The 20,462-nt window shown below is 44.2% G+C and carries 12 protein-coding genes, 2 tRNA genes and 3 rRNA genes; 13 read left to right on the top strand and 4 right to left on the bottom strand.

The window, feature by feature from the left end; translation table 11 throughout:
- Window positions 1–17: 17 nt before the first annotated feature.
- The 3 genes from ACH11B_RS02965 to ACH11B_RS02955 all read left to right on the top strand — a co-directional run bounded on the left by ACH11B_RS02965 (window position 18) and on the right by ACH11B_RS02955 (window position 4,294).
- Window positions 18–1,550 carry a RagB/SusD family nutrient uptake outer membrane protein gene (locus tag ACH11B_RS02965; RefSeq protein ID WP_130858058.1) on the top strand — a complete coding sequence of 511 codons (1,533 nt, stop codon included), beginning with the start codon at window positions 18–20 and terminating at the stop codon, window positions 1,548–1,550.
- 150 nt (window positions 1,551–1,700) lie between these two features.
- Window positions 1,701–2,693, top strand: a complete 993-nt coding sequence (locus tag ACH11B_RS02960; protein WP_168204604.1) for a sialidase family protein — start codon at window positions 1,701–1,703, stop codon at window positions 2,691–2,693.
- A 182-nt stretch (window positions 2,694–2,875) separates the two neighbouring features.
- Window positions 2,876–4,294, top strand: coding sequence for a Gfo/Idh/MocA family protein (locus ACH11B_RS02955; protein WP_130858056.1), 1,419 nt, complete (start codon window positions 2,876–2,878; stop codon window positions 4,292–4,294).
- Here the strand turns inward: ACH11B_RS02955 and ACH11B_RS02950 are convergent.
- On the bottom strand, window positions 4,272–4,922 hold the full coding sequence (locus ACH11B_RS02950) for a bifunctional 4-hydroxy-2-oxoglutarate aldolase/2-dehydro-3-deoxy-phosphogluconate aldolase (RefSeq protein WP_130858055.1): 651 nt from the start codon (window positions 4,920–4,922) through the stop codon (window positions 4,272–4,274). The two genes, ACH11B_RS02955 and ACH11B_RS02950, sit on opposite strands and share 23 nt — an antisense overlap.
- Before the next feature lie 173 nt (window positions 4,923–5,095).
- The gene (locus tag ACH11B_RS02945; protein WP_130858054.1) at window positions 5,096–6,097 is read right to left on the bottom strand and encodes a sugar kinase; all 1,002 of its coding nucleotides are present in this window, start codon (window positions 6,095–6,097) and stop codon (window positions 5,096–5,098) included.
- 328 nt (window positions 6,098–6,425) lie between these two features.
- Between ACH11B_RS02945 and ACH11B_RS02940 the strand changes: the two genes are divergently transcribed.
- The 3 genes from ACH11B_RS02940 (at window position 6,426) to uxaC (ending at window position 10,000) form a co-directional block, all read left to right on the top strand.
- Window positions 6,426–7,247, top strand: coding sequence for an SDR family oxidoreductase (locus tag ACH11B_RS02940; protein WP_013663888.1), 822 nt, complete (start codon window positions 6,426–6,428; stop codon window positions 7,245–7,247).
- Between the two features lie 136 nt (window positions 7,248–7,383).
- Complete coding sequence (uxuA, locus tag ACH11B_RS02935) at window positions 7,384–8,541, top strand: mannonate dehydratase (RefSeq protein ID WP_130858053.1); 1,158 nt, start codon at window positions 7,384–7,386, stop codon at window positions 8,539–8,541.
- Between the two features lie 55 nt (window positions 8,542–8,596).
- A complete protein-coding gene (gene uxaC, locus ACH11B_RS02930) occupies window positions 8,597–10,000 on the top strand; it encodes a glucuronate isomerase (RefSeq protein ID WP_130858052.1) in 1,404 nt (467 codons plus the stop codon).
- A gap of 42 nt (window positions 10,001–10,042) precedes the next feature.
- Here uxaC and ACH11B_RS02925 read toward each other — a convergent pair whose 3' ends face one another.
- Both ACH11B_RS02925 and ACH11B_RS02920 read right to left on the bottom strand, forming a co-directional pair.
- The gene (locus ACH11B_RS02925) at window positions 10,043–11,065 is read right to left on the bottom strand and encodes a LacI family DNA-binding transcriptional regulator (RefSeq protein ID WP_013663885.1); all 1,023 of its coding nucleotides are present in this window, start codon (window positions 11,063–11,065) and stop codon (window positions 10,043–10,045) included.
- Window positions 11,066–11,086: 21 nt separating this feature from the next.
- A complete protein-coding gene (locus tag ACH11B_RS02920) occupies window positions 11,087–12,442 on the bottom strand; it encodes a methyltransferase RsmF C-terminal domain-like protein (protein WP_130858051.1) in 1,356 nt (451 codons plus the stop codon).
- A gap of 187 nt (window positions 12,443–12,629) precedes the next feature.
- Between ACH11B_RS02920 and ACH11B_RS02915 the strand changes: the two genes are divergently transcribed.
- From ACH11B_RS02915 to ACH11B_RS02885, 7 genes are all read left to right on the top strand, one after another.
- Window positions 12,630–13,100 (top strand): hypothetical protein, encoded by a 471-nt coding sequence (locus ACH11B_RS02915; protein ID WP_404274007.1) that lies wholly within the window; start codon window positions 12,630–12,632, stop codon window positions 13,098–13,100.
- A 6-nt stretch (window positions 13,101–13,106) separates the two neighbouring features.
- Window positions 13,107–14,622, top strand: a 16S ribosomal RNA gene (locus ACH11B_RS02910).
- Window positions 14,623–14,738: 116 nt separating this feature from the next.
- A tRNA-Ile gene (locus ACH11B_RS02905) sits at window positions 14,739–14,812 on the top strand.
- Between the two features lie 9 nt (window positions 14,813–14,821).
- Window positions 14,822–14,896: transfer RNA gene (locus ACH11B_RS02900), tRNA-Ile, on the top strand.
- 213 nt (window positions 14,897–15,109) lie between these two features.
- Window positions 15,110–17,985: ribosomal RNA gene (locus ACH11B_RS02895) — 23S ribosomal RNA — on the top strand.
- A gap of 142 nt (window positions 17,986–18,127) precedes the next feature.
- Window positions 18,128–18,239: ribosomal RNA gene (rrf, locus tag ACH11B_RS02890) — 5S ribosomal RNA — on the top strand.
- The 16S, 23S and 5S rRNA genes sit together here with 2 tRNA genes alongside, the layout of an rRNA operon.
- A gap of 203 nt (window positions 18,240–18,442) precedes the next feature.
- Window positions 18,443–20,062 carry a S8 family peptidase gene (locus ACH11B_RS02885; RefSeq protein WP_149106287.1) on the top strand — a complete coding sequence of 540 codons (1,620 nt, stop codon included), beginning with the start codon at window positions 18,443–18,445 and terminating at the stop codon, window positions 20,060–20,062.
- Window positions 20,063–20,462 lie beyond the last annotated feature (400 nt).

The following is a 20,462-nucleotide window of genomic DNA, read 5'->3' as shown; positions in this document are numbered from 1 at the left end:
TTTAATTAGGATACATCATGAAAGGCTTATATATATTGCTCTTTATCTCCCTTTTAACGCTTTGTGGAAGTTGTAAAAAGGATCTATTGAATATAGAAAACCCGAACACACCGACGACGGACGTGTTCTGGAAAACGGAGGAGGATGCCCAGAGAGGTGTCAACTCTATTTATGCTATGTTTTATAAACCGGCTTTGTGGTCGAGATGGATATACTTTCGATTGGATCTTACTTCTGACGAAGGATTTAGCAAAAGTCCTTGGATAGAGTTAGGCGATTGGACGCGATTTCAATATGTGAATTACAATTTCGGCGAAGGAAATGTCTTCACTTGGAAGGATACGTACAAGGCTATCTTTCGATGCAATCAAGTATTAGATAATGTGCCAAATATCACTTTTGCCGACCAGGTAAAAAAAGACAGAATATTAGGGCAGGCTAAGTTTTTAAGAGCATTACATTATTATTACGCGGCTTTATTATGGGAGAATGCTCCGCTGGTTCTCAAAACTTCTAAGCCTGATGATTTGCCTCTTCAAAGCACCTTGGCAGAAGTTTGGGCGCAGGTTGAAAAGGATTTAAAAGAGGCCCTGGAAGTGCTCCCGGTTGAATGGGATGACAATAATGTCGGACGGCCGACAAAGGGTGCTGTCAACGCTTATTTGGCAAGGGCATATATGCAACAGCATAAATGGGCAGAAGCTAAACAAGCCTTGGATTATTTCTTTACCGGTGAAGGTAATGGTAAATATAGCTTGGTAAGCGATTTTCAGGACAATTTTACCCACACTAATGAAAATAATAGCGAGTCTGTATTTGAAATTCAATTTTCGGACGTAAACAAAACACCGGAGGATGCCGATGGCCCCGGCCAAATGATGAGCAGTCAGCGTGCACAATTCTTCGCGCCAAGGAGTATCGGTTGGTCAGATGGTCAGGCGCGTTACTGGATTGTAGATGAGTTTAAGAAGGAAAAAACAGTCGACGGAAACATTGATCCTCGACTGCGTTATACCCTATTCTATCCCGCTTTGGAAGCGGATTTTGGCGATAAAGTATATGGCAGAAGTTGGCAATGGGACGCGAATGAAGCTTGGTTTCGTAAATATGCCCGAGATTACTTTCGCGATAACGAGGATTACTATGCGCAAAATAATTTCCGTATGGTACGTTATGCTGATATCTTGTTGCTCTATGCAGAGGTCTTGAATGAGTTGGGAAGTACAAGCGAGGCGATTACCTATGTTGATCAGGTGCGGAGCCGTGTAGGATTACCAAACTTGGCGGTTAATCATGCCGCTGCAACACAAGATGCCAATGCTTTTAGAGAACGACTGAAGATGGAGCGGGAATTGGAACTATGTGGAGAAAGTGTGCGCTGGGCAGATTTGAAGCGTTGGGGTGATTTGGAAACGCAAGAGAAGGTGGCAGCTGTTGCCGAGCGGGATCCGGATTTTAAGAATTTCGTGGTTGGTAAACATATTCGTCTGCCAATTCCGCAAATCGAGGTGTTAAATAATCCTAACTTAAAGCAGAATTCGGGATATTAATCAGCGATCAAATCAATGAGAGGTGCCTTTCTTCTAGTGTTTCTATTTTGCTTTTGTGCAACGCAGATATATGGACAGCCTATTGTTTGGGATCGGGGCTCGATGCGAAAAGTATCGGCCCCGGCCAAGCATTACACGAGTTATCCTAGAATGATTGAGCTGCAGGATCAATCTTGGCTATGCATTTACGAATCGGATGGGAATATCGTATGCGCTGAAAGCGTGGACAAAGGCAATTCGTGGAAAAGAATCAGTATTGTAGCAGAACGTAAACCGAGCGTGAATATGTGCGTTCCGAGCATGATTCAGCTGAAAGATGGTTCACTTTTAGCTATGTACAACCCAAGACCAACAAAGAATAATACGGAACATCACTTTGAGATCAGAACAAAAAAAAGCAACGATCTGGGATTAACCTGGCATGATGAACGTTTAGTTTATCAAGCGGGAAATGAATTTAAAAACGGCTGTTGGGAACCAGCTGCTATACAATTGCCAGACGGAGCAATCCAACTGTTTTTTGCTAACGAAGGTTTGTACTTAAGCAGCGATGAACAGAATATCTCGCGATTTACATCCTTTGATAATGGCTTAACTTGGTCTAAAGTGCCAACGATTGTAAGTTTTAGAGCTGGTTTTCGTGATGGTATGCCGGTACCCTTACTAATTGACGATCATAGGTTGGCAATTGCAATCGAAGATAATGGAATGCAGCAATTCAAGCCCTATATAATTTATGGGAATGCAAAGAATGATCGAGCTTATCCGGTGCTGGCTAAGGATTCGAATCGTGCTTATGCCTTAAAGCATAAGCTGGCAGATACGATTTATGCAGGTGCCCCATATTTGTGCCGAACACAAAACGGGCTAACGCTGCTTTCCTACCAAGGGACCGAAGGGCGAAAAAATAAAATGAAATATGCTGACATGAAAGTAGTGGTCGGAGATCGGTTTGCTGCTAATTTTGAGCATTGCACGACGCCTTTTCTTATTCCTCCAGATAAATCGGCTTTATGGAATAGCCTAGCAGTTACCTCCGATGGTACTGTTGTTGCCCTGACGGCCACCAATGCCTTTGGTAAAGGTCAAACGGAAATATGGCTAATTAAAGGGCAACTAAAACATCGGGAGCCTGAAAGGTAAAGTAAAGATTGGTAAAATTGATGTTGCAAATGGAGGGAAATTTTTGTTTCGCTTAAATATTTATTTTAGCTTTAACACTTCTAGTAGGCTGATAAGTATCTCGTTCAATACAAAATCAGCTAAATAACAAGGACGAAGAATATCCTGATCTATTTTAGTCGATATTTTAAGCAAGCTAAACAATGAATAAAACCGACAATAACAATTCCCGAAGAAAGTTTCTGAAAAAATTGGGTGGTTCTGCTGTGCTGGCAGCAGCAAGTCCGAGTTTATTAAGTGCAGCAACGAATTTTGCCGATAAGCACGTTCAAATCTTAAAGAAGCGGGGGAGAGTACCTGCTAATGACCGGATTAATATTGCAGCAATAGGTTTGGGTATTATGGGGTTTGGCAACCTAAAAGCGGCACTAAGCAGAGAGGGGATTGAGCTAGTTAGCGGGGCCGACTGCTATGACGGACATTTACAAAAGTTAAATGAGTTGTATGGTAGCCATGTTAAAACAACGCGTCACTACGAGGAGATTTTAGATGACCCGGGAATTGATGCGGTGATCATTTCTACACCGGATCATTGGCACGCCCGGCAAGCGATCGCTGCGATGAAAAAAGGGAAGGCTGTATACTGTGAAAAGCCGTTGGTGCATAAAATTGAAGAAGGCGAAGCTTTGATTCGGGAACATCGGAATACAAAAGTAGCCTTTCAGGTAGGAAGTCAATGGGCAAGTTCTATTGTTATTCATAAGGCAAAAGAGTTATACCAACAAGGAGCCATCGGAAAGCTGAATTTTGTGGAAGTTTATACCGATAGATTCGATGCAAAGGGCGCTTGGCAATATTCCATTCCACCGAATGCTTCAGAAACTACATGCGACTGGAGAACGTTTCAAGGCGGAGCAACGGCGCTTCCTTTTGATCCGGTACGTTTTTTCCGATGGAGAAATTATCAAGCCTATGGTACAGGCATGGCAGGTGATTTATTTGTGCACTTGTTTACTCGCTTGCATACCATTACAGGCTCGTTGGGGCCGGAGAGAATTTATGCAACCGGAGGGCTGAATTATTGGAAAGACGGACGTGACGTGGCGGACTTGATGTTGGGGTTATTTGATTATCCTGAAACGCAGCAGCATCCCGCTTTCAACCTTTCTTTACGCGTTAACTTTGTGGATGGTTCCGGAGGGGGTGATAGCATGCGCCTTGTAGGTAATGAAGGAGAAATGGTTTTGGATGGAAATAGTGTCAGTATTCGAAATAAAAAGCTTCCACAAGCACCTGGTTACGGAGGTTGGGACACTTTTGAAACTTTTCCCGAGAAAGTGCAACAGGAATTTGTGTCTCAATACAATGAGAAATATCAGGGCATCAGACCACAGGTATTATCAGTAGGCGAAAATATTTTTCAGGCGCCCAAGGGTTACGATATGCGCGTGGACCACTTTGATGACTGGTTTAATGCTATACGGACTAAAGGTGTTGCCATAGAAGGTCCTGAGTTTGCCATGCGAACCGCAGGACCAGCTTTAGCGGCGAATATCAGTTATAACGAAAAGCGGATCGTCCATTGGGATCCAAGTCAAATTAGACAGAAGCAAAGTTCATAACTTCTCTGCATTTGTCAGTTAGCCATTGAAAGCCGGCTGCCTCAGCTGGCTTTTCAAATAATTTGGAGCCCATACCTACCGCACTAACACCTGCTGCAAACCATTTGGAAATACTATTTTCATCAGGATTAACTCCACCTGTAGGCATAAAAAGCATGTCAGGAAAAAGCGGTTTAATAGCTTTTAGAAAGTCTGGGCCTAAACTGCTTCCCGGAAACAATTTTACCAGGGGTGCTCCTAGAACTTCTGCGGTATTGATTTCTGTAGGAGTCATGCATCCGGGTATCCATAGAACGTCTACGTCCAATGTAATTGCAGCAATTTCCGGCTTCACAATTGGACTTACGATAAAATCAGCTCCCAAGGAAAGGTAGTCTTCAGCCTGTTTCGCCGACTTAATGGTGCCTATGCCTAGGTGTAATTCCGGTAATTGCGCGTCGCGAAAAGCTTTCAATTCTTTAAAATTTACCAAGGCTTGACCACCTCTGTTAACAAATTCAAAGACGCGAATACCGCCATCATAACATGCTTTCACGGTATCTAAACATGTTTGCAGGTCATCATGGTAATAAACCGGAATGACTGGATATTTTTTTATTTGTACAATACTTTCTTCAATTGTTTTCATTTGGATAAAGTAAAAAGTAAAAAGTAAAAAGTAAAAAGTAAAAAGTAAAAAGTAAAAAGTAAAAAGTAAAAAGTAAAAAGTAAAAAGTAAATTTCACTAACAACTAACAACTAACAACTAACAACTAACAACTAACAACTAACAACTAACAACTAACAACCAATAACCAATAACTAATAACTGCCGTCTCCTAAATCACCTTTAACGAATAACTTTTTAAAGCCGGCAGAAGTTGCTATGTCAATTACCTCCTGGTTTTCTTTTCCTGTAGTAAGCGCGCGAATGAGTCCGCCCATAAAGGCGTCCCCGCTTCCAATCCGATCGATCACTTCATTCGTCTCTAGTGTTTGTGATACATAATGCCCCTTTTGAGTATGATAGGTGCCATAGAAAAGATTGTGGGACGGGTTATCCATGAATCGGAAAGTATAGGCTATGTGCTTACAGTTTTCGAATCGCTTGAACACTTCTTGGGCCGATTGATTGGCATGTTCCACATAAGTTTCTTTCGTAGTGTTACGATCAAGGTCGGGATCTATGGAAGTGCCCAACATGGTGTTGGCTGCCCAGATGTTACCCATAATGACATCGCAATAATCGACTAAGGAAGGCATTACGTCGATAGGGGACTTGCCATAGTTCCACAGTCTATTTCTGTAATTCAGATCAACCGATATAATAAGCCCCTTTTTCTTGGCGGCTTGTAGAGCCTCTTCGCAAACGGCGATCATGTTTTCATTTAAGGCTGGAGTAAGGGCCGTCCAATGGAACCAGTTGTGGCCTTCCAATACATTGTCCCAATCAATGTCTCCAGTTTTAAGCGCGCTGAATGAAGAATATTTCCGATCGTAGACCACTTCTCCTTTGCTAAGCCCATTGGCCGACAAAAGGAAATAAAGGCCTAGCCGATCACCTGCAAATCGGCATTGGCTAATGTTTACGCCTCGCTCCTTTAGACTGTTAAGAGCTTGGTTTGCCAACTGATTGTCGGGCACACAACTTATGTACGAGACTTGCGCATGCATACAGGCTAAAGAAGAAGCTACATTTGCTTCCGACCCGCCAGCGTAAATAGAAATGCCTTCGCTTGCATTGATAAAATGACCGGTCTGTGTGCTGACCCTTAGAAGAAATTCGCCAAAGACGGCTATCCGATTACCTTCGTTTAAACTCATGAATTAAATTTTTTAAGGCAAGCCTAATGATAATAGATCATGACAAGTATCTTGCTGGAAAGCATAGCTGTTGTGTCTTGTCAAGAGTGGCTAGTTTTTTTGTCGAAAATAGTTATTATTCCCGTGTATAAAAATATCCATTCCTTTTAAAACTACGCAATCGATATCGTAAAATCTTTTCGCAAAATAATTGAAATCGATTTTAATTTGCTAAAATTGAATCTTAATAGTTCATTATTGATTCTTGCCAAAGACAACTGAGCCCTTTATAAGCTGTTAAATTCTTTGCAAGGCATCTTTTTGATGAGTTGATATAAAAAGCTAAGCAATGAATAAAACTTCACCTTTTTCTTTAGAAAATAAAGTTATTGTTATTACCGGTGCAACCGGTGTGTTGGGTAAACACTTTTCTTTAGCCGTAGCCGAAGCTGGAGCAAAGGTGGTTGTCATGGGTAGAAATAAAGAACGCGCCGATGCGGTAGTTGAGCAAATTAAGGGTGTTGGTGGTGAAGCAATTGCTGTTTTAGCAGATGCGATGGATGAGGATCAAGTGCTTCTTGCCAAAGAGCAGATTTTGCAGCATTTCGGAACCATCGATGGTTTAGTGAATGCTGCAGGTGGTAATATTCCAGGGGCGACTATATCGCCTGATCAGAATCTTTTTGATGCCAAGATAGCTGATACAAAAAAAGCAGTTGATTTAAATCTTTTTGGTACAGTGATACCTACGTTTATATTCGGGAGAGTAATTGCAGAGAAGGGAAGGGGTTCTATTGTGAATATCTCCTCTCTTTCGGCACATCGACCTATAACCCGTGTATTGGGATATACAATGGCCAAAACTGCCATTGAAGGTTTTACGAAATGGATGTCTGTAGAGTTAGCACAACGTTATGGTGATGGTGTGCGTGTGAATGCGATATCGCCGGGTGTTTTCCTCACGGAGCAAAATAGAACTTTACTAACCAATGCCGACGGATCGTATACAGATAGAGCAAATCGATTCGTAAATGGAACTCCTTTTGGCCGATTGGGTAATCCCGAAGAGTTGAAAGGAACCCTGGTATATTTATTAAGCGATGCTTCTGCTTTTGTGAGCGGAACAAGTATTTTAGTTGATGGTGGTTTCAACACCTATTGTGGCGTTTAAATTCCGGGTATTTAGTCTTTAGGCGCGGGCTCTGGAAATCACTGTTGGCTATCAGTCGTTGGATAGCTGTAACAGCGGTTTATAGTTTAAGTTTCCGCCTAATAGTCATATCATTTAATTTAATCTAAAAAGAACTATGAAGTTATTACAAAGTTGGCGTTGGTATGGACCAAATGATCTGGTGTCCTTACAAGATGTAAAGCAGGCAGGTGCTACAGCGATTGTAACGGCTCTTCATCATATTCCACATGGAGAGGTATGGCCGCTAGAGGATATTAAGGAACGCAAGCGGATTATTGAAGCAGCGGGACTTACCTGGGCCGTAGTAGAAAGCGTTCCGGTACATGAAGCCATCAAAACTGATCGGGAGGACGCAGAAAAATACCTGAAAAACTACATACAAAGCTTAGAAAATCTTGCAGTCTGCGGTATTAAAACCATATGTTATAATTTTATGCCCGTGCTCGACTGGACCCGTACCCAGTTGGATTTAGTAATGAAGGATGGGTCAAAGGCTTTATATTTTGATTGGACAGATTTAGCGGTGTTTGACTTGTTTATTTTGAGACGGAAAGGGGCGGAGCATAATTACCCAACATCGATATTGGAGAAGGCGAAGGAGCGGTATAGTACAACCAATCAGGATGTATTAGCGAAGTTGAGTGAAGTTGTTTTGATGGGCATTCCTTCCGAAGACCCAATCGGCTTAGGTGATCTACAAAAGAGTATCGAAATTTATAAAGAGATTGGTACGGATGGCCTACGTAAAAATCTGCTTAAATTTTTAGCGGCTATTTCGCAAGTATGCGAGAAGCATGGAATTCATATGACCATCCATCCGGACGATCCTCCTTATCCCATCTTGGGCTTGCCGCGTGTAGTTAGTAATAAGGATGATTTATTGTTTTTGATGAAGGAAGAGCCTCGGGAATTTAATGGCCTTTGTTTCTGTACCGGTTCTTTGGGAGCCGGTATAAGCAATAACATCCCTGACATTTTAGAATCGGTCAAAAACCGAGTTCATTTCGCGCATTTGCGGAATGTGAAAAAAGACGAGGAAGGTAATTTTTATGAAGCAGACCATTTAGATGGAGATGTGGATATGTACGCGGTTATGAAGATTCTTACAGAGGAAAATCAAAAGCGTGAGCTGCCCATTCCCTTTAGGCCCGATCATGGACATCAAATGCTTGATGATTTACATAAGACCTCGAACCCTGGTTATTCTGCCATCGGAAGGTTACGTGGCTTGGCTGAATTACGTGGTTTAGAATTAGGGATACTCGGAAGTTAATTGGCTATTGTGATAGATTAGCTAATCATTTTATTATTGATATTAAGTAGGGAATATGAAAGAATTTCTTGACGAAGACTTTTTGTTACAGTCGGATCTGGCGGTGCGTTTATATAATGAGTACGCGAAAGACTTACCCATTATTGATTATCATTCCCATTTACCCCCGGATGTTATTGCTGCTAATCAACACTTTTCGAATATCACGCAAATATGGTTGGCGGGTGATCATTACAAGTGGCGAGCACAGCGGGTTTTGGGAATCGATGAAAAATATATTACAGGAAATGCGTCCGATCAGGAGAAATTTAAAAAATGGGCTGCATGTGTGCCCTACACGGTGAGAAATCCACTTTATCACTGGACGCATATGGAACTAAAAAACCCTTTCGGTGTTCAAGAAATACTAACAACAGAGAATGCTGATCGGATATACGAAGTAACTGGCAATAAATTACAAGATCCGGCGTTTACACCACGCGGCTTACTTACACATTTTAATGTGGAGATGGTAGGAACAACGGACGATCCGCTCGCTAATTTGACTGAACATGAGCAAATTGCTGCATCTGATTTCGCTACCCGAATATTACCCTCTTTTCGTCCTGATAAGGTATTCAATTTAAGTGGTGGTGATACGTTCAGACAGTACATTTCCTCGTTAGCAGAAGTTTCGGATGTGGTGATTAAAGATATCGACTCGTTGTTAGAAGCCTTGCAGAAGCGGGTGTTTTATTTTCATGACAAGGGTTGCCGCATAGCTGATCATGGCTTGGCTCATATGCCAACGATTCACTTTAACAAAGCTGAGTTGGAAAAGGTCTTCAAAGAAGTTTTACAAGGAAACGATTCGAAAGCGTTGGCTAGTCAGGACGCCTTTACAGGATGTGTGCTTCAAGCTTTGTGTAAAATGTACCATCAACAAGAATGGGTACAGCAGTTTCATCTGGGTGCTTTACGGAACAACAATACACGATTACTTAAAGAGCTGGGACCCGACACCGGATATGATTCAATAGGTGATTTTCAGCAAGCATCTAATCTTTCTGCCTTTTTGAATTTACTTGAGAGCGAAAACCAGTTAACAAAGACTATTTTATATAATTTAAACCCTTCTGATAATGAGGTATTTGCATCTATGACGGGCAATTTTCAATCAGGAGGCATTATTGGTAAGATACAGTTTGGTTCAGGCTGGTGGTTTTTAGATCAATTAGAAGGAATGACGAATCAAATGAATAGTTTATCAAATATCGGTTTGATTGCTTGTTTTATCGGTATGTTGACAGATTCAAGAAGCTTTCTATCATATTCACGACATGAGTATTTTCGCCGCTTACTTTGTAATCTGTTTGCCTCCGATATAAACAATGGCTTACTGCCAAAAGATATCAATTGGATCGGTAAAATTATTAAGGACATCTGTTATTATAATGCCAAAAATTATTTCCCTCTATAGGACACAAGATAAAGAGGTTTTCCGCCGACCTCTTCATCTTTGTTATACCAATCGCCTGCTGGAAGCCCGCTCATGAAGTTGGGCAGCCAGGTAAACGGTTTGCTTTTCCTCCTCGTCTGTACCTTCGATAATATCAATTAATCGGTTAGCGGCGGCTTCACCTATTGCAATTGCGGGTTGATAAATAGTGCTGAGGGGTGGGTGTAATGAATTTGCAAGGCTTGTATTGGTGAACCCAATGAGTGCCATATCTTGTGGGATTTGATAACCCATTTCCTGAAGTATAGAAATGCTGGAAGTGCTGATTTGGTCGCTTAAGGTAAGAAGCGCTGTCGGCGGGACAGTTAAAGCGCTGAGTTTTTGCATCGCTTGGTGAATACTCTCTTCTAATAGGGCTGTAGTCTGTAAATTACAGGGTTGTATATATTCATCCATCAATTCAATCCTATGGTCACGTAATGCTTTTTTATAACCTTCCAAGCGTTGAATATTAATATTTAGACTTGTGTTACTATGTAATACGGCAATTCGCGTATAGCCATTTTTTATAAGATGTTCGGTTGCTTGGTAAGCGGCGTCCAGGTTATTGATACTGACTCTTGGAACGTCCAGTTCATCGCTATATCGATCAAATAAGACAATAGGTAATCCTAATTGCTGAAATTTTTTTAAGTGGTCGACATTAGGCGTTTCGCAAGCTGGCGAAATGAGTAAACCGTCAATCGAGCGACCATAGAGTACCTCAGTACATTTTATTTCTTGTACGTGCGATTCCTTACTTTGCATGATCATGATACTGTAGCCCCGTTCATTGCAGGCACGGTCAATACCATTGAGCATTTGGGATACAAAACTGTTGTCAATGGCACATATTACTACTCCTATGGTGCGACTTTTTCCCTCTTTAAGGCTTTTGGCGAGCGTATTAGGTTGATAGCCAACCTGCTCGGCGTAGGCTATCACCCTCTTTTTTGTGTCTTCCCCGATTTCGTAACTGTCTCGGAGCGCCTTAGAGACGGTTGAAGTAGATAAGTTCAACGCTTTGGCTATATCTCGTAAAGTCATAATAGTGATTATCCTAGCTGATTATAGGTTAATAATTCGCCATTCTTTTGGGTAATAGTTGTTTACCCGATTCGGTAGTATTTTCATCCATCCCAAGGGATGTCCGTCATAGCAGGCTAAAACCCAGCCCTTCACTTCTGTTGTTAACTGAATATCTGCTTTTCTTAAATATTGCAAGGCGGTTTCTAAAGAAAGCTCAATGCGAGGTATTTGATTACTAATAGCTGTACTTAAGGCAAGCTCGTGATGTGGAAGTAATTCTTTTTTTGTAAGCCTTCCTACGTTTGTTCCAGCCTTTTTCAGATACAAAACATGTTGAAGTGCTTTTACATTTAGTTCGTGTTGTGTCGGAATAATAAGTATATCGTCCTTAAAAAGGAGTCCGGTAAATTCGGTTTCGGTTTTTATCCAATTCTTTAAATATGCTTTATCTAATTGAGTCTTTTCGATTTTAATTTTTTTCGTATTAAAAGTGGGCTGATTTTTTTTCTTACGGAAACAGGCGACGTAAAAACCTTCGCCTCTCACTTTGTGTGGATAAAAGCGATAACCATGACATTGAAACTTTGGAGATCGTGTTTCCTCTATTTGCCAAGCAAGATCATGGGGGATTGGAATGGATTGCATATCATGATTGGCAACCAACCAATCTGCGATCTCTTCGTTTTCTTCTATAGAATAGGAACAAGTGGAATAAATCAATATGCCATCTTCCTTAAGAGTGGAAAGACTATCTGATAGAATTCGCTGTTGCCTTTGACTGCACAAATTTACTGTTTCCTCAGACCACTCACTGATGGTTTGTTCGTCTTTCCGGAACATGCCGGAACCTGAACATGGAGCGTCAACCAGCATGAGGTCGAAGAAACCAGGTAACCTGTTAAAAGACTGTGGATCATTATTAGTAACCACAACATTGAAATTTCCCCATTTTGTCAAATTATCTGCCAGAACGTTAACCCTGGTTTTTATAATTTCGTTTGAGACTAATAAACTATCAGGGTGTAATACGCTATTTAATAAAGTACTTTTTCCACCAGGTGCAGCACATAGATCGAGTGCTAAAGAGGCTTTCTTATCTATATTGAGCGAGCGAATAATATGGTCGATAAACATAGATGAAGCTTCTTGAACATAATATGTGCCTGCGTGAAATAGCGGATCTAATGTAAATATAGGGCGTTCATTCAAATAATAACCTGTAGGACACCAAGGGATGTGATCTTTGTTTTCAAAAGCTTTCGTCCATTTTGTCGGATTGAGGCGTATCGAGGTGATCTGTTCCTGCTGCCGATGTATACGACGGAATTCCTCCTCGTCAATTTGGAAGTCTTTCTTTAATGCTGTGATAAGCTTAGAAGGCAAAAAATTGCTCATAGTATTTACAAACCTAACATGAAATTATGAGATTTAGAACATAAGCGATTAAAAAAGAACATTGAATGGCTCAATGATTAGGGTATCGTGTAATCATTTTTTTCCCGATTTAATGAATGTTTGTCTGATGAAAGATTATTATTATAAAAAAAACGGTTTGATTTCCAGTTTGTTGTAAAAAAAGCTGTTGTCCGGGGCGCGAAACATTTGGGGGAACGGGGGAAATTCGTACCTTTGCCATCCCGTTCGGAAGGCGGGCGCTCCGCAAACGAAGGGATGCGGTTGTTTTTTGAAGTACGGAGGTGAACGGCGGGGGAGGAAAAAATATTTTAAAAAAATATTTTGGAGAAAAGAAAAAAGCTGTTACCTTTGCACTCCCAATCGGGAGAGAGGGGACGACGGAACGGGCGCAATGCCCGGGAAGGTGAAAGGAAAAACAGGAAGTACCGGAGGGGAGACCCGATGGATACGGCGGAGGCCGAAGCGTGAGCGGAGGCGTTTAAAGTTCTTTAAGAAATCAGATTCATGTAGCGTAACGGGCGGCCTGTTTTTTGGCGAGAGTCAAAAGGACAGGCCTGAACGGTCCGTCGGCCGGAAGATACAAAAAGATCGGAAGGCTGCACTGAAAGAAGTGCGAATGCCGAGATCGGAAACTTAACATTATACAATGGAGAGTTTGATCCTGGCTCAGGATGAACGCTAGCGGCAGGCCTAATACATGCAAGTCGAACGGGATCGGGGGCTTCGGTCCCCGTGAGAGTGGCGCACGGGTGCGTAACGCGTGAGCAACCTGCCCGTCCCAGGGGGATAGCCGGAGAAATCCGGATTAATACCGCATGAGAATGCAGGTCCGCATGGGCCTTCATTTAAATATTCATAGGGGACGGATGGGCTCTCGCGTGACATTAGCTGGTTGGCGGGGTAACGGCCCACCAAGGCGACGATGTCTAGGGGCTCTGAGAGGAGAAACCCCCACACTGGTACTGAGACACGGACCAGACTCCTACGGGAGGCAGCAGTAAGGAATATTGGTCAATGGGGGAACCCTGAACCAGCCATGCCGCGTGCAGGAAGACGGCCCTACGGGTTGTAAACTGCTTTTGCACGGGAATAACCCCGGTATGTATACCGGGCTGAATGTACCGTGAGAATAAGGATCGGCTAACTCCGTGCCAGCAGCCGCGGTAATACGGAGGATCCGAGCGTTATCCGGAATTATGGGTTTAAAGGGTGCGTAGGCGGCGCGCTAAGTCAGGGGTGAAAGACGGTGGCTCAACCATCGCAGTGCCTTTGATACTGGCGCGCTTGAATGTACCTGAGGTAGGCGGAATGTGGCAAGTAGCGGTGAAATGCATAGATATGCCACAGAACACCGATTGCGAAGGCAGCTTACCAAAGTACGATTGACGCTGAGGCACGAAAGCGTGGGGATCGAACAGGATTAGATACCCTGGTAGTCCACGCCCTAAACGATGAACACTCGATGTCGGCGATAGACGGTCGGCGTCCAAGCGAAAGCGTTAAGTGTTCCACCTGGGGAGTACGCCCGCAAGGGTGAAACTCAAAGGAATTGACGGGGGCCCGCACAAGCGGAGGAGCATGTGGTTTAATTCGATGATACGCGAGGAACCTTACCGGGCTTGAAAGTTACTGAATTGTCCAGAGATGGACAGGTCCTTCGGGACAGGAAACTAGGTGCTGCATGGCTGTCGTCAGCTCGTGCCGTGAGGTGTTGGGTTAAGTCCCGCAACGAGCGCAACCCCTATGTTTAGTTGCCAGCACGTAAAGGTGGGGACTCTAAACAGACTGCCTGTGCAAACAGAGAGGAAGGCGGGGACGACGTCAAGTCATCATGGCCCTTACGTCCGGGGCTACACACGTGCTACAATGGGGGGTACAGAGGGCAGACACCGCGAGGTGAAGCCAATCTCAGAAAGCCCCTCACAGTTCGGATCGGGGTCTGCAACTCGACCCCGTGAAGTTGGATTCGCTAGTAATCGCGTATCAGCAATGACGCGGTGAATACGTTCCCGGGCCTTGTACACACCGCCCGTCAAGCCATGAAAGCCGGGGTACCTAAAGCATGTAACCGCAAGGAGCGTGTCAGGGTAAAACCGGTAATTGGGGCTAAGTCGTAACAAGGTAGCCGTACCGGAAGGTGCGGCTGGAATACCTCCTTTCTAGAGGGCCCTCGGGCCGTTCGGTTACGCCATGAAGATTTCTTGAAAAAAGAGAGAGAGAAAAAAGAGGAAAGTGCCACAGTGCCCCTTCGGGGTCACCGGTGCGGAAGCGAAGCAGTCCCGTAGCTCAGTTGGTCAGAGCACTACACTGATAATGTAGGGGTCAGCAGTTCAAATCTGCTCGGGACTACCTGAAAAGGGAGGATGGTCACGGGGACAGTCCGCAGTGATATAATGCAGGGTGCTGTCAACGGTTCGAATCCGTTATTCTCCACGCTTTTCAAATTCAAAAGTAAAAATTCAAAATTCAAAAACGCGGTACGCCGGTCGTTTTTATTTTTTTTTTTTTTTTTTTTTTATTTAAAAAAAAATTATTTGACATATCGGAAGAAAAAACACAAGAGAAGACAACAGCAGAGACGTTTCTTTCCTACGGGGAAGGGACATGACACAAAAGCATCCCCGTACGGCAAAAGGGTACGGGGAGAAGAAAGTAAGAAAGGGCACACGGGGGATGCCTAGGCTCTCGGAGGCGATGAAGGACGTGATAAGCTGCGATAAGCGCCGGGGATCTGCAAATGAGATGAGATCCGGCGATTTCCGAATGGGGAAACCCGGCATGTTGAAGACATGCCGTTTAACAACGCGAACGCGCCGAACTGAAACATCTAAGTAGGCGCAGGAAAAGAAAATAAGAATGATTTCCTGAGTAGTGGCGAGCGAAAGGGAAAGAGCCCAAACCGGATATGTTACGGCATATGCGGGGTTGTAGGACCACAATGTGGTACAGTCGGAAGAAGTGGAAGGGTCTGGGAAGGCCCGCCGTAGAGCATGAGAGCTGCGTACACGCAATGAAGACCGGCCTAGTGAGTTCCTGAGTACCGCGGGGTCGGAGACGCCCTGTGGGAATCCGGCGGCACCATCCGCCAAGGCTAAATACTACCGAGAGACCGATAGTGGACCAGTACCGTGAGGGAAAGGTGAAAAGAACCCCGAACAGGGGAGTGAAAGAGAACCTGAAACCGTGTGCTTACAAACTGTCGGAGCCCTTTATGGGGTGACGGCGTGCCTTTTGCATAATGAGCCTACGAGTTACACTTCACTGGCGAGGTTAAGCGGTTAAGCCGCGCAGCCGAAGCGAAAGCGAGTCTGAACAGGGCGTACAGTCAGTGGAGGTAGACGCGAAACCTTGTGATCTACCCATGGGCAGGTTGAAGGTGCGGTAACACGTACTGGAGGACCGAACCGATAAACGTTGAAAAGTTTCCGGATGACCTGTGGGTAGGGGTGAAAGGCCAATCAAACTGGGAAATAGCTCGTACTCCCCGAAATGTTTTTAGGAACAGCGTGGACATTGAGTCTTCCGGAGGTAGAGCTACCGATTGGGTGCGGGGGAGTCACATCCTACCAAATCCAGACGAACTCCGAATACCGGGAGATATGGTCCGCAGTGAGGCGCAGGGTGCTAAGGTCCTGCGCCGAGAGGGAAAGAACCCAGACCACCGGCTAAGGTCCCCGAGTGTACGCTAAGTTGAACTAACGAGGTCCGGTTGCCCAGACAGCTAGGATGTTGGCTTGGAAGCAGCCATTCATTTAAAGAGTGCGTAACAGCTCACTAGTCGAGCGGCCGGGCGTGGATAATAAACGGGCATTAAGTGTACCACCGAAGCCGTGGGATAGAAATATCGGTAGGGGAGCATTCCGGCACGGGAGAAGCGGTTACGTGAGTATCCGTGGACGTTCCGGAAAAGCAAATGTAGGCATAAGTAACGATAAGGCGGGCGAGAAACCCGCCCACCGAAAGACCAAGGTTTCCTGATCAACGCTAATCGGATCAGGGTAAGTCGGGACCTAACGCGGACCCGAAAGGGGCAGCGGATGGCCAACGGGTAAAGATTCCCGTACTCTTGTATGCTGCGAAGCGGGGACGGAGGAGTGACACCGCCGCGCACTGACGGAATAGTGCGTTGAAGGCCGTAGGTAAACGTGACCCAGGCAAATCCGGGTCGTGTGCCGAAGGCCGAAAGTACGGCAAACCTCCGGGGGCGCCGATAGCGCGGGTAACCATACTCCCGAGAAAAGCCGCTAAGCTCCAGGCATATAAGACCCGTACCGCAAACCGACACAGGTGGTCGGGGAGAGAATCCCAAGGTGCTCGAGTGAATCATGGCTAAGGAACTCGGCAAAATGGCCCTGTAACTTCGGGAGAAGGGGCGCTTCCTCCGGCGACGGAGAAGCCGCAGTGAAAAGGCCCAGGCGACTGTTTAACAAAAACATATGGCTTTGCCAAATCGAAAGATGACGTATAAGGCCTGACACCTGCCCGGTGCCGGAAGGTTAAGAGGGGATGTCAACCTTCGGGTGAAGCATTGAATCGAAGCCCGGTAAACGGCGGCCGTAACTATAACGGTCCTAAGGTAGCGAAATTCCTTGTCGGGTAAGTTCCGACCTGCACGAATGGTGTAACGATCTGGGCGCTGTCTCGGCCATGAGCTCGGTGAAATTGTGGTACCGGTGAAGACGCCGGTTACCCGCAACGGGACGGAAAGACCCCATGAACCTTCACTATAGCTTAACATTGGGACTGGGTGCAGGATGTGTAGGATAGGCGGGAGATTGTGAAGCGGGTTCGCCAGGATCCGCGGAATCGTCCTTGAAATACCGCCCTTTCTGTATCCGGTTCCTAACCCCCCTTTGGGGGGGACATTGTTTGGTGGGTAGTTTGACTGGGGTGGTCGCCTCCAAAAAGGTAACGGAGGCTTTCAAAGGTAAGCTCAGTACGCTTGGTAACCGTACGCGGAGTGCAATGGCAAAAGCTTGCTTGACTGTGAGACATACAAGTCGGACAGGGTCGAAAGACGGACATAGTGATCCGGTGGTTCTGCATGGAAGGGCCATCGCTCAAAGGATAAAAGGTACTCTGGGGATAACAGGCTGATCTCCCCCAAGAGCTCATATCGACGGGGAGGTTTGGCACCTCGATGTCGGCTCGTCACATCCTGGGGCTGGAGAAGGTCCCAAGGGTTCGGCTGTTCGCCGATTAAAGTGGCACGCGAGCTGGGTTCAGAACGTCGCGAGACAGTTCGGTCCCTATCTGTTGTGGGCGCAGGAAGTCTGAGTGGGGCTGACCTTAGTACGAGAGGACCGGGTTGGACCGGCCGCTTGTGAATCTGTTATGCCGCCAGGTGTACGGCAGAGTAGCTATGCCGGGAATAGATAAGCGCTGAAAGCATCTAAGTGCGAAACTAGCCACGAGATGAGACTTCCTTACAGGGCCGTGGGAGACTACCACGTCGATAGGCGGCAGGTGTAAAGGTAGAGATACCACAGCCGAGCCGTACTAATAGCCCGAAGCTTTCTCAAGCGCAGCAGGCTGTTGTCTTCCTGTTTTTTTTCTTCCGTTATATATGTCGACCGGGTTATAAGTTGTAGGTTATAGGTTATAAGTTGCAGGTTATGGGAACTTAAAACGAATAACTTAAAACGTAAAACTCAGATAAGATATTCAGGTGCCTATATCGGCGGTGTCCACCTCTTCCCATCCCGAACAGAGAAGTTAAGCCCGCCAGAGCCGATGGTACTGCAGTAACATGTGGGAGAGTAGGTCGGTGCCGATCTTTACAGAAGGCCGCCGTGCATTGCACGGCGGCCTTTCCTGTTTTGATGTCCATCGGTCCGCAAACCCGAAATATAGGCCGCTTTCCATTCCTTCAGAAACCAATTCCTTCCTTCTTTTTTCCTTTGTAATAAGATTTTTATTTCAATAACTATGGGTCTAAATAAATTATACTATTTTTATTGAATACATAAGTTTTCATTCATGAGTATCGCTAGAACGCCATTTTTCTTATTAGTTTTCATTACCCTCTTTTCATTCAATACATATGCGCAAACAAAAAAGGCGAAAGATAATTGGCATAATCTCGATTTGCAAATGGACGGTGTGCCTGGGATAAGTACAGAGAGAGCTTATAACGAACTTTTAAAAGGAAAGGAAGCGAGACCTGTAAAAGTGGCGGTAATTGATGGTGGAGTGGATATCGAACATGAAGACTTAAAAGAGAAAATCTGGCTGAATAAAGGAGAGGTAGAAGGCGATAGCATAGATAATGATTCTAATGGCTATATAGACGATCTTCATGGCTGGAATTTTATAGGTAATAGCGAGGGAGAAAACGTTCACTATGATAACCTTGAAGTTGTAAGACTAGTTAGGGACCTACATCCAAAATATGTTTCTGTACTACCAACAACCCCCTTGAGCGAGGAAGAGCGCCGCAAGTTTTTAGCATATCAAAAGATGACGACCGACTATATGAGTAAATTGCAGATTGCTCAGATAACCGAGCGAGTTATAAAGGCGTTTAAACAACAGGTTGATTCTATTGTGAGCGATATAGGAAAAGATAATCCAACAATTGCCGACTTTAAACGCTATGAGCCTAAAAATAAAATGGCACGGAAGACGTTATCTATGATCGAAAAGGGCATCCATGAAGAGGGCAGCTATGAGAAATTTTATGATGATCTGGTCGAAGGAGTGAAGCATTATGAGGCTGAGGTTAATTATCATCTGAACATGGATTATAATTCTCGGCATATTGTGGGAGATAATTATAATGATAGTAAGGAACGCTATTACGGAAATAACGATGTCAAGGGCCCTGATGCTTTACATGGAACCCATGTTGCCGGCATTATTGCCGCTGATCGAAGCAACCAAAAGGGAATTAAAGGAGTGGCTGATCAAGCTGTTATTATGGTATTACGTGTGGTGCCTAATGGCGATGAACGGGATAAGGATGTGGCCAATGCTATTTTCTACGCTGTCGACAATGGAGCAAAAATAATTAACATGAGTTTTGGTAAGGCATATGTGAAAGATAAACAGATAGTTGATAGTGCTGTAGGATATGCCATGAAACATGACGTCCTTATTATCCATGCTGCAGGGAATGAAGGGCAGGACAATGATTCAGAACCAAACTATCCCAATAAAAATTATGTGGATAGTTTAGGAATAAATAAAGGAGTTGCGGAGAATTGGATTGAGGTGGGTGCTACAGGCTGGAAATATGATGAAACGCTGGTGGCAGACTTTTCAAATTATGGTAAGCGTACCGTCGATGTTTTCGCTCCCGGTGTAGATATTTATTCAACGGTGCCAGGGTCAAAATACAAGGAGGAACAGGGAACGAGTATGGCAGCTCCTGTTGTAAGTGGCTTAGCTGCTCTTATACGATCTTATTACCCTGATTTGACAGCTTCTGAGGTTAAGAAAATTATATTTGATTCTGTTGTAAAGCCTACATATCGTGTGAAAATTACACAGGATAAAACTAAGAAAAAGGTATGGCTTTCCGATATTAGTGTAACAGGTGGTATCGTAAACGCATACAATGCGTTGAAGCTTGCCAACGACTTTGCAGAAAAACACTAACTGTATGAAAAGCTACACAATATGTGTACAAAATCGACGTTATTAAATTATATCTTCAGACTTTAAAATATAATCTATGGTAGAAACTTTTACATCCAAAATTCTAGAAAACCTCGCTAGCGATACCTCTTCATACGATGAAGTATCAAATGCAGAGGATAGGCTTTTCTACGCTATGCTTCAGCAGCCGTTGGATAACCTCTTAATAGAGCCGTCTCAACGGAGCATTGACACTATTTTGACCTTTTCAAAGCAGCACAAGACTTCCCGTAGTTAATAATTATAGGGAGTATCTCTTGCTATAGTTAAATTTGATTCGAGTGACAAAATCGAATCAATGGATAGCTCTATATTCGGATTTGATCAAAAACCATTTTGGGAATTGGTTAAATGAGGATTT

It is taken from the genome of Olivibacter sp. EAT-5 (assembly GCF_044784325.1).
GTDB lineage: Bacteria > Bacteroidota > Bacteroidia > Sphingobacteriales > Sphingobacteriaceae > Olivibacter > Olivibacter oleidegradans.
Note: the sequence above shows the minus strand (reverse complement) of the source record. Positions and strands in the feature narration are given on the sequence as shown.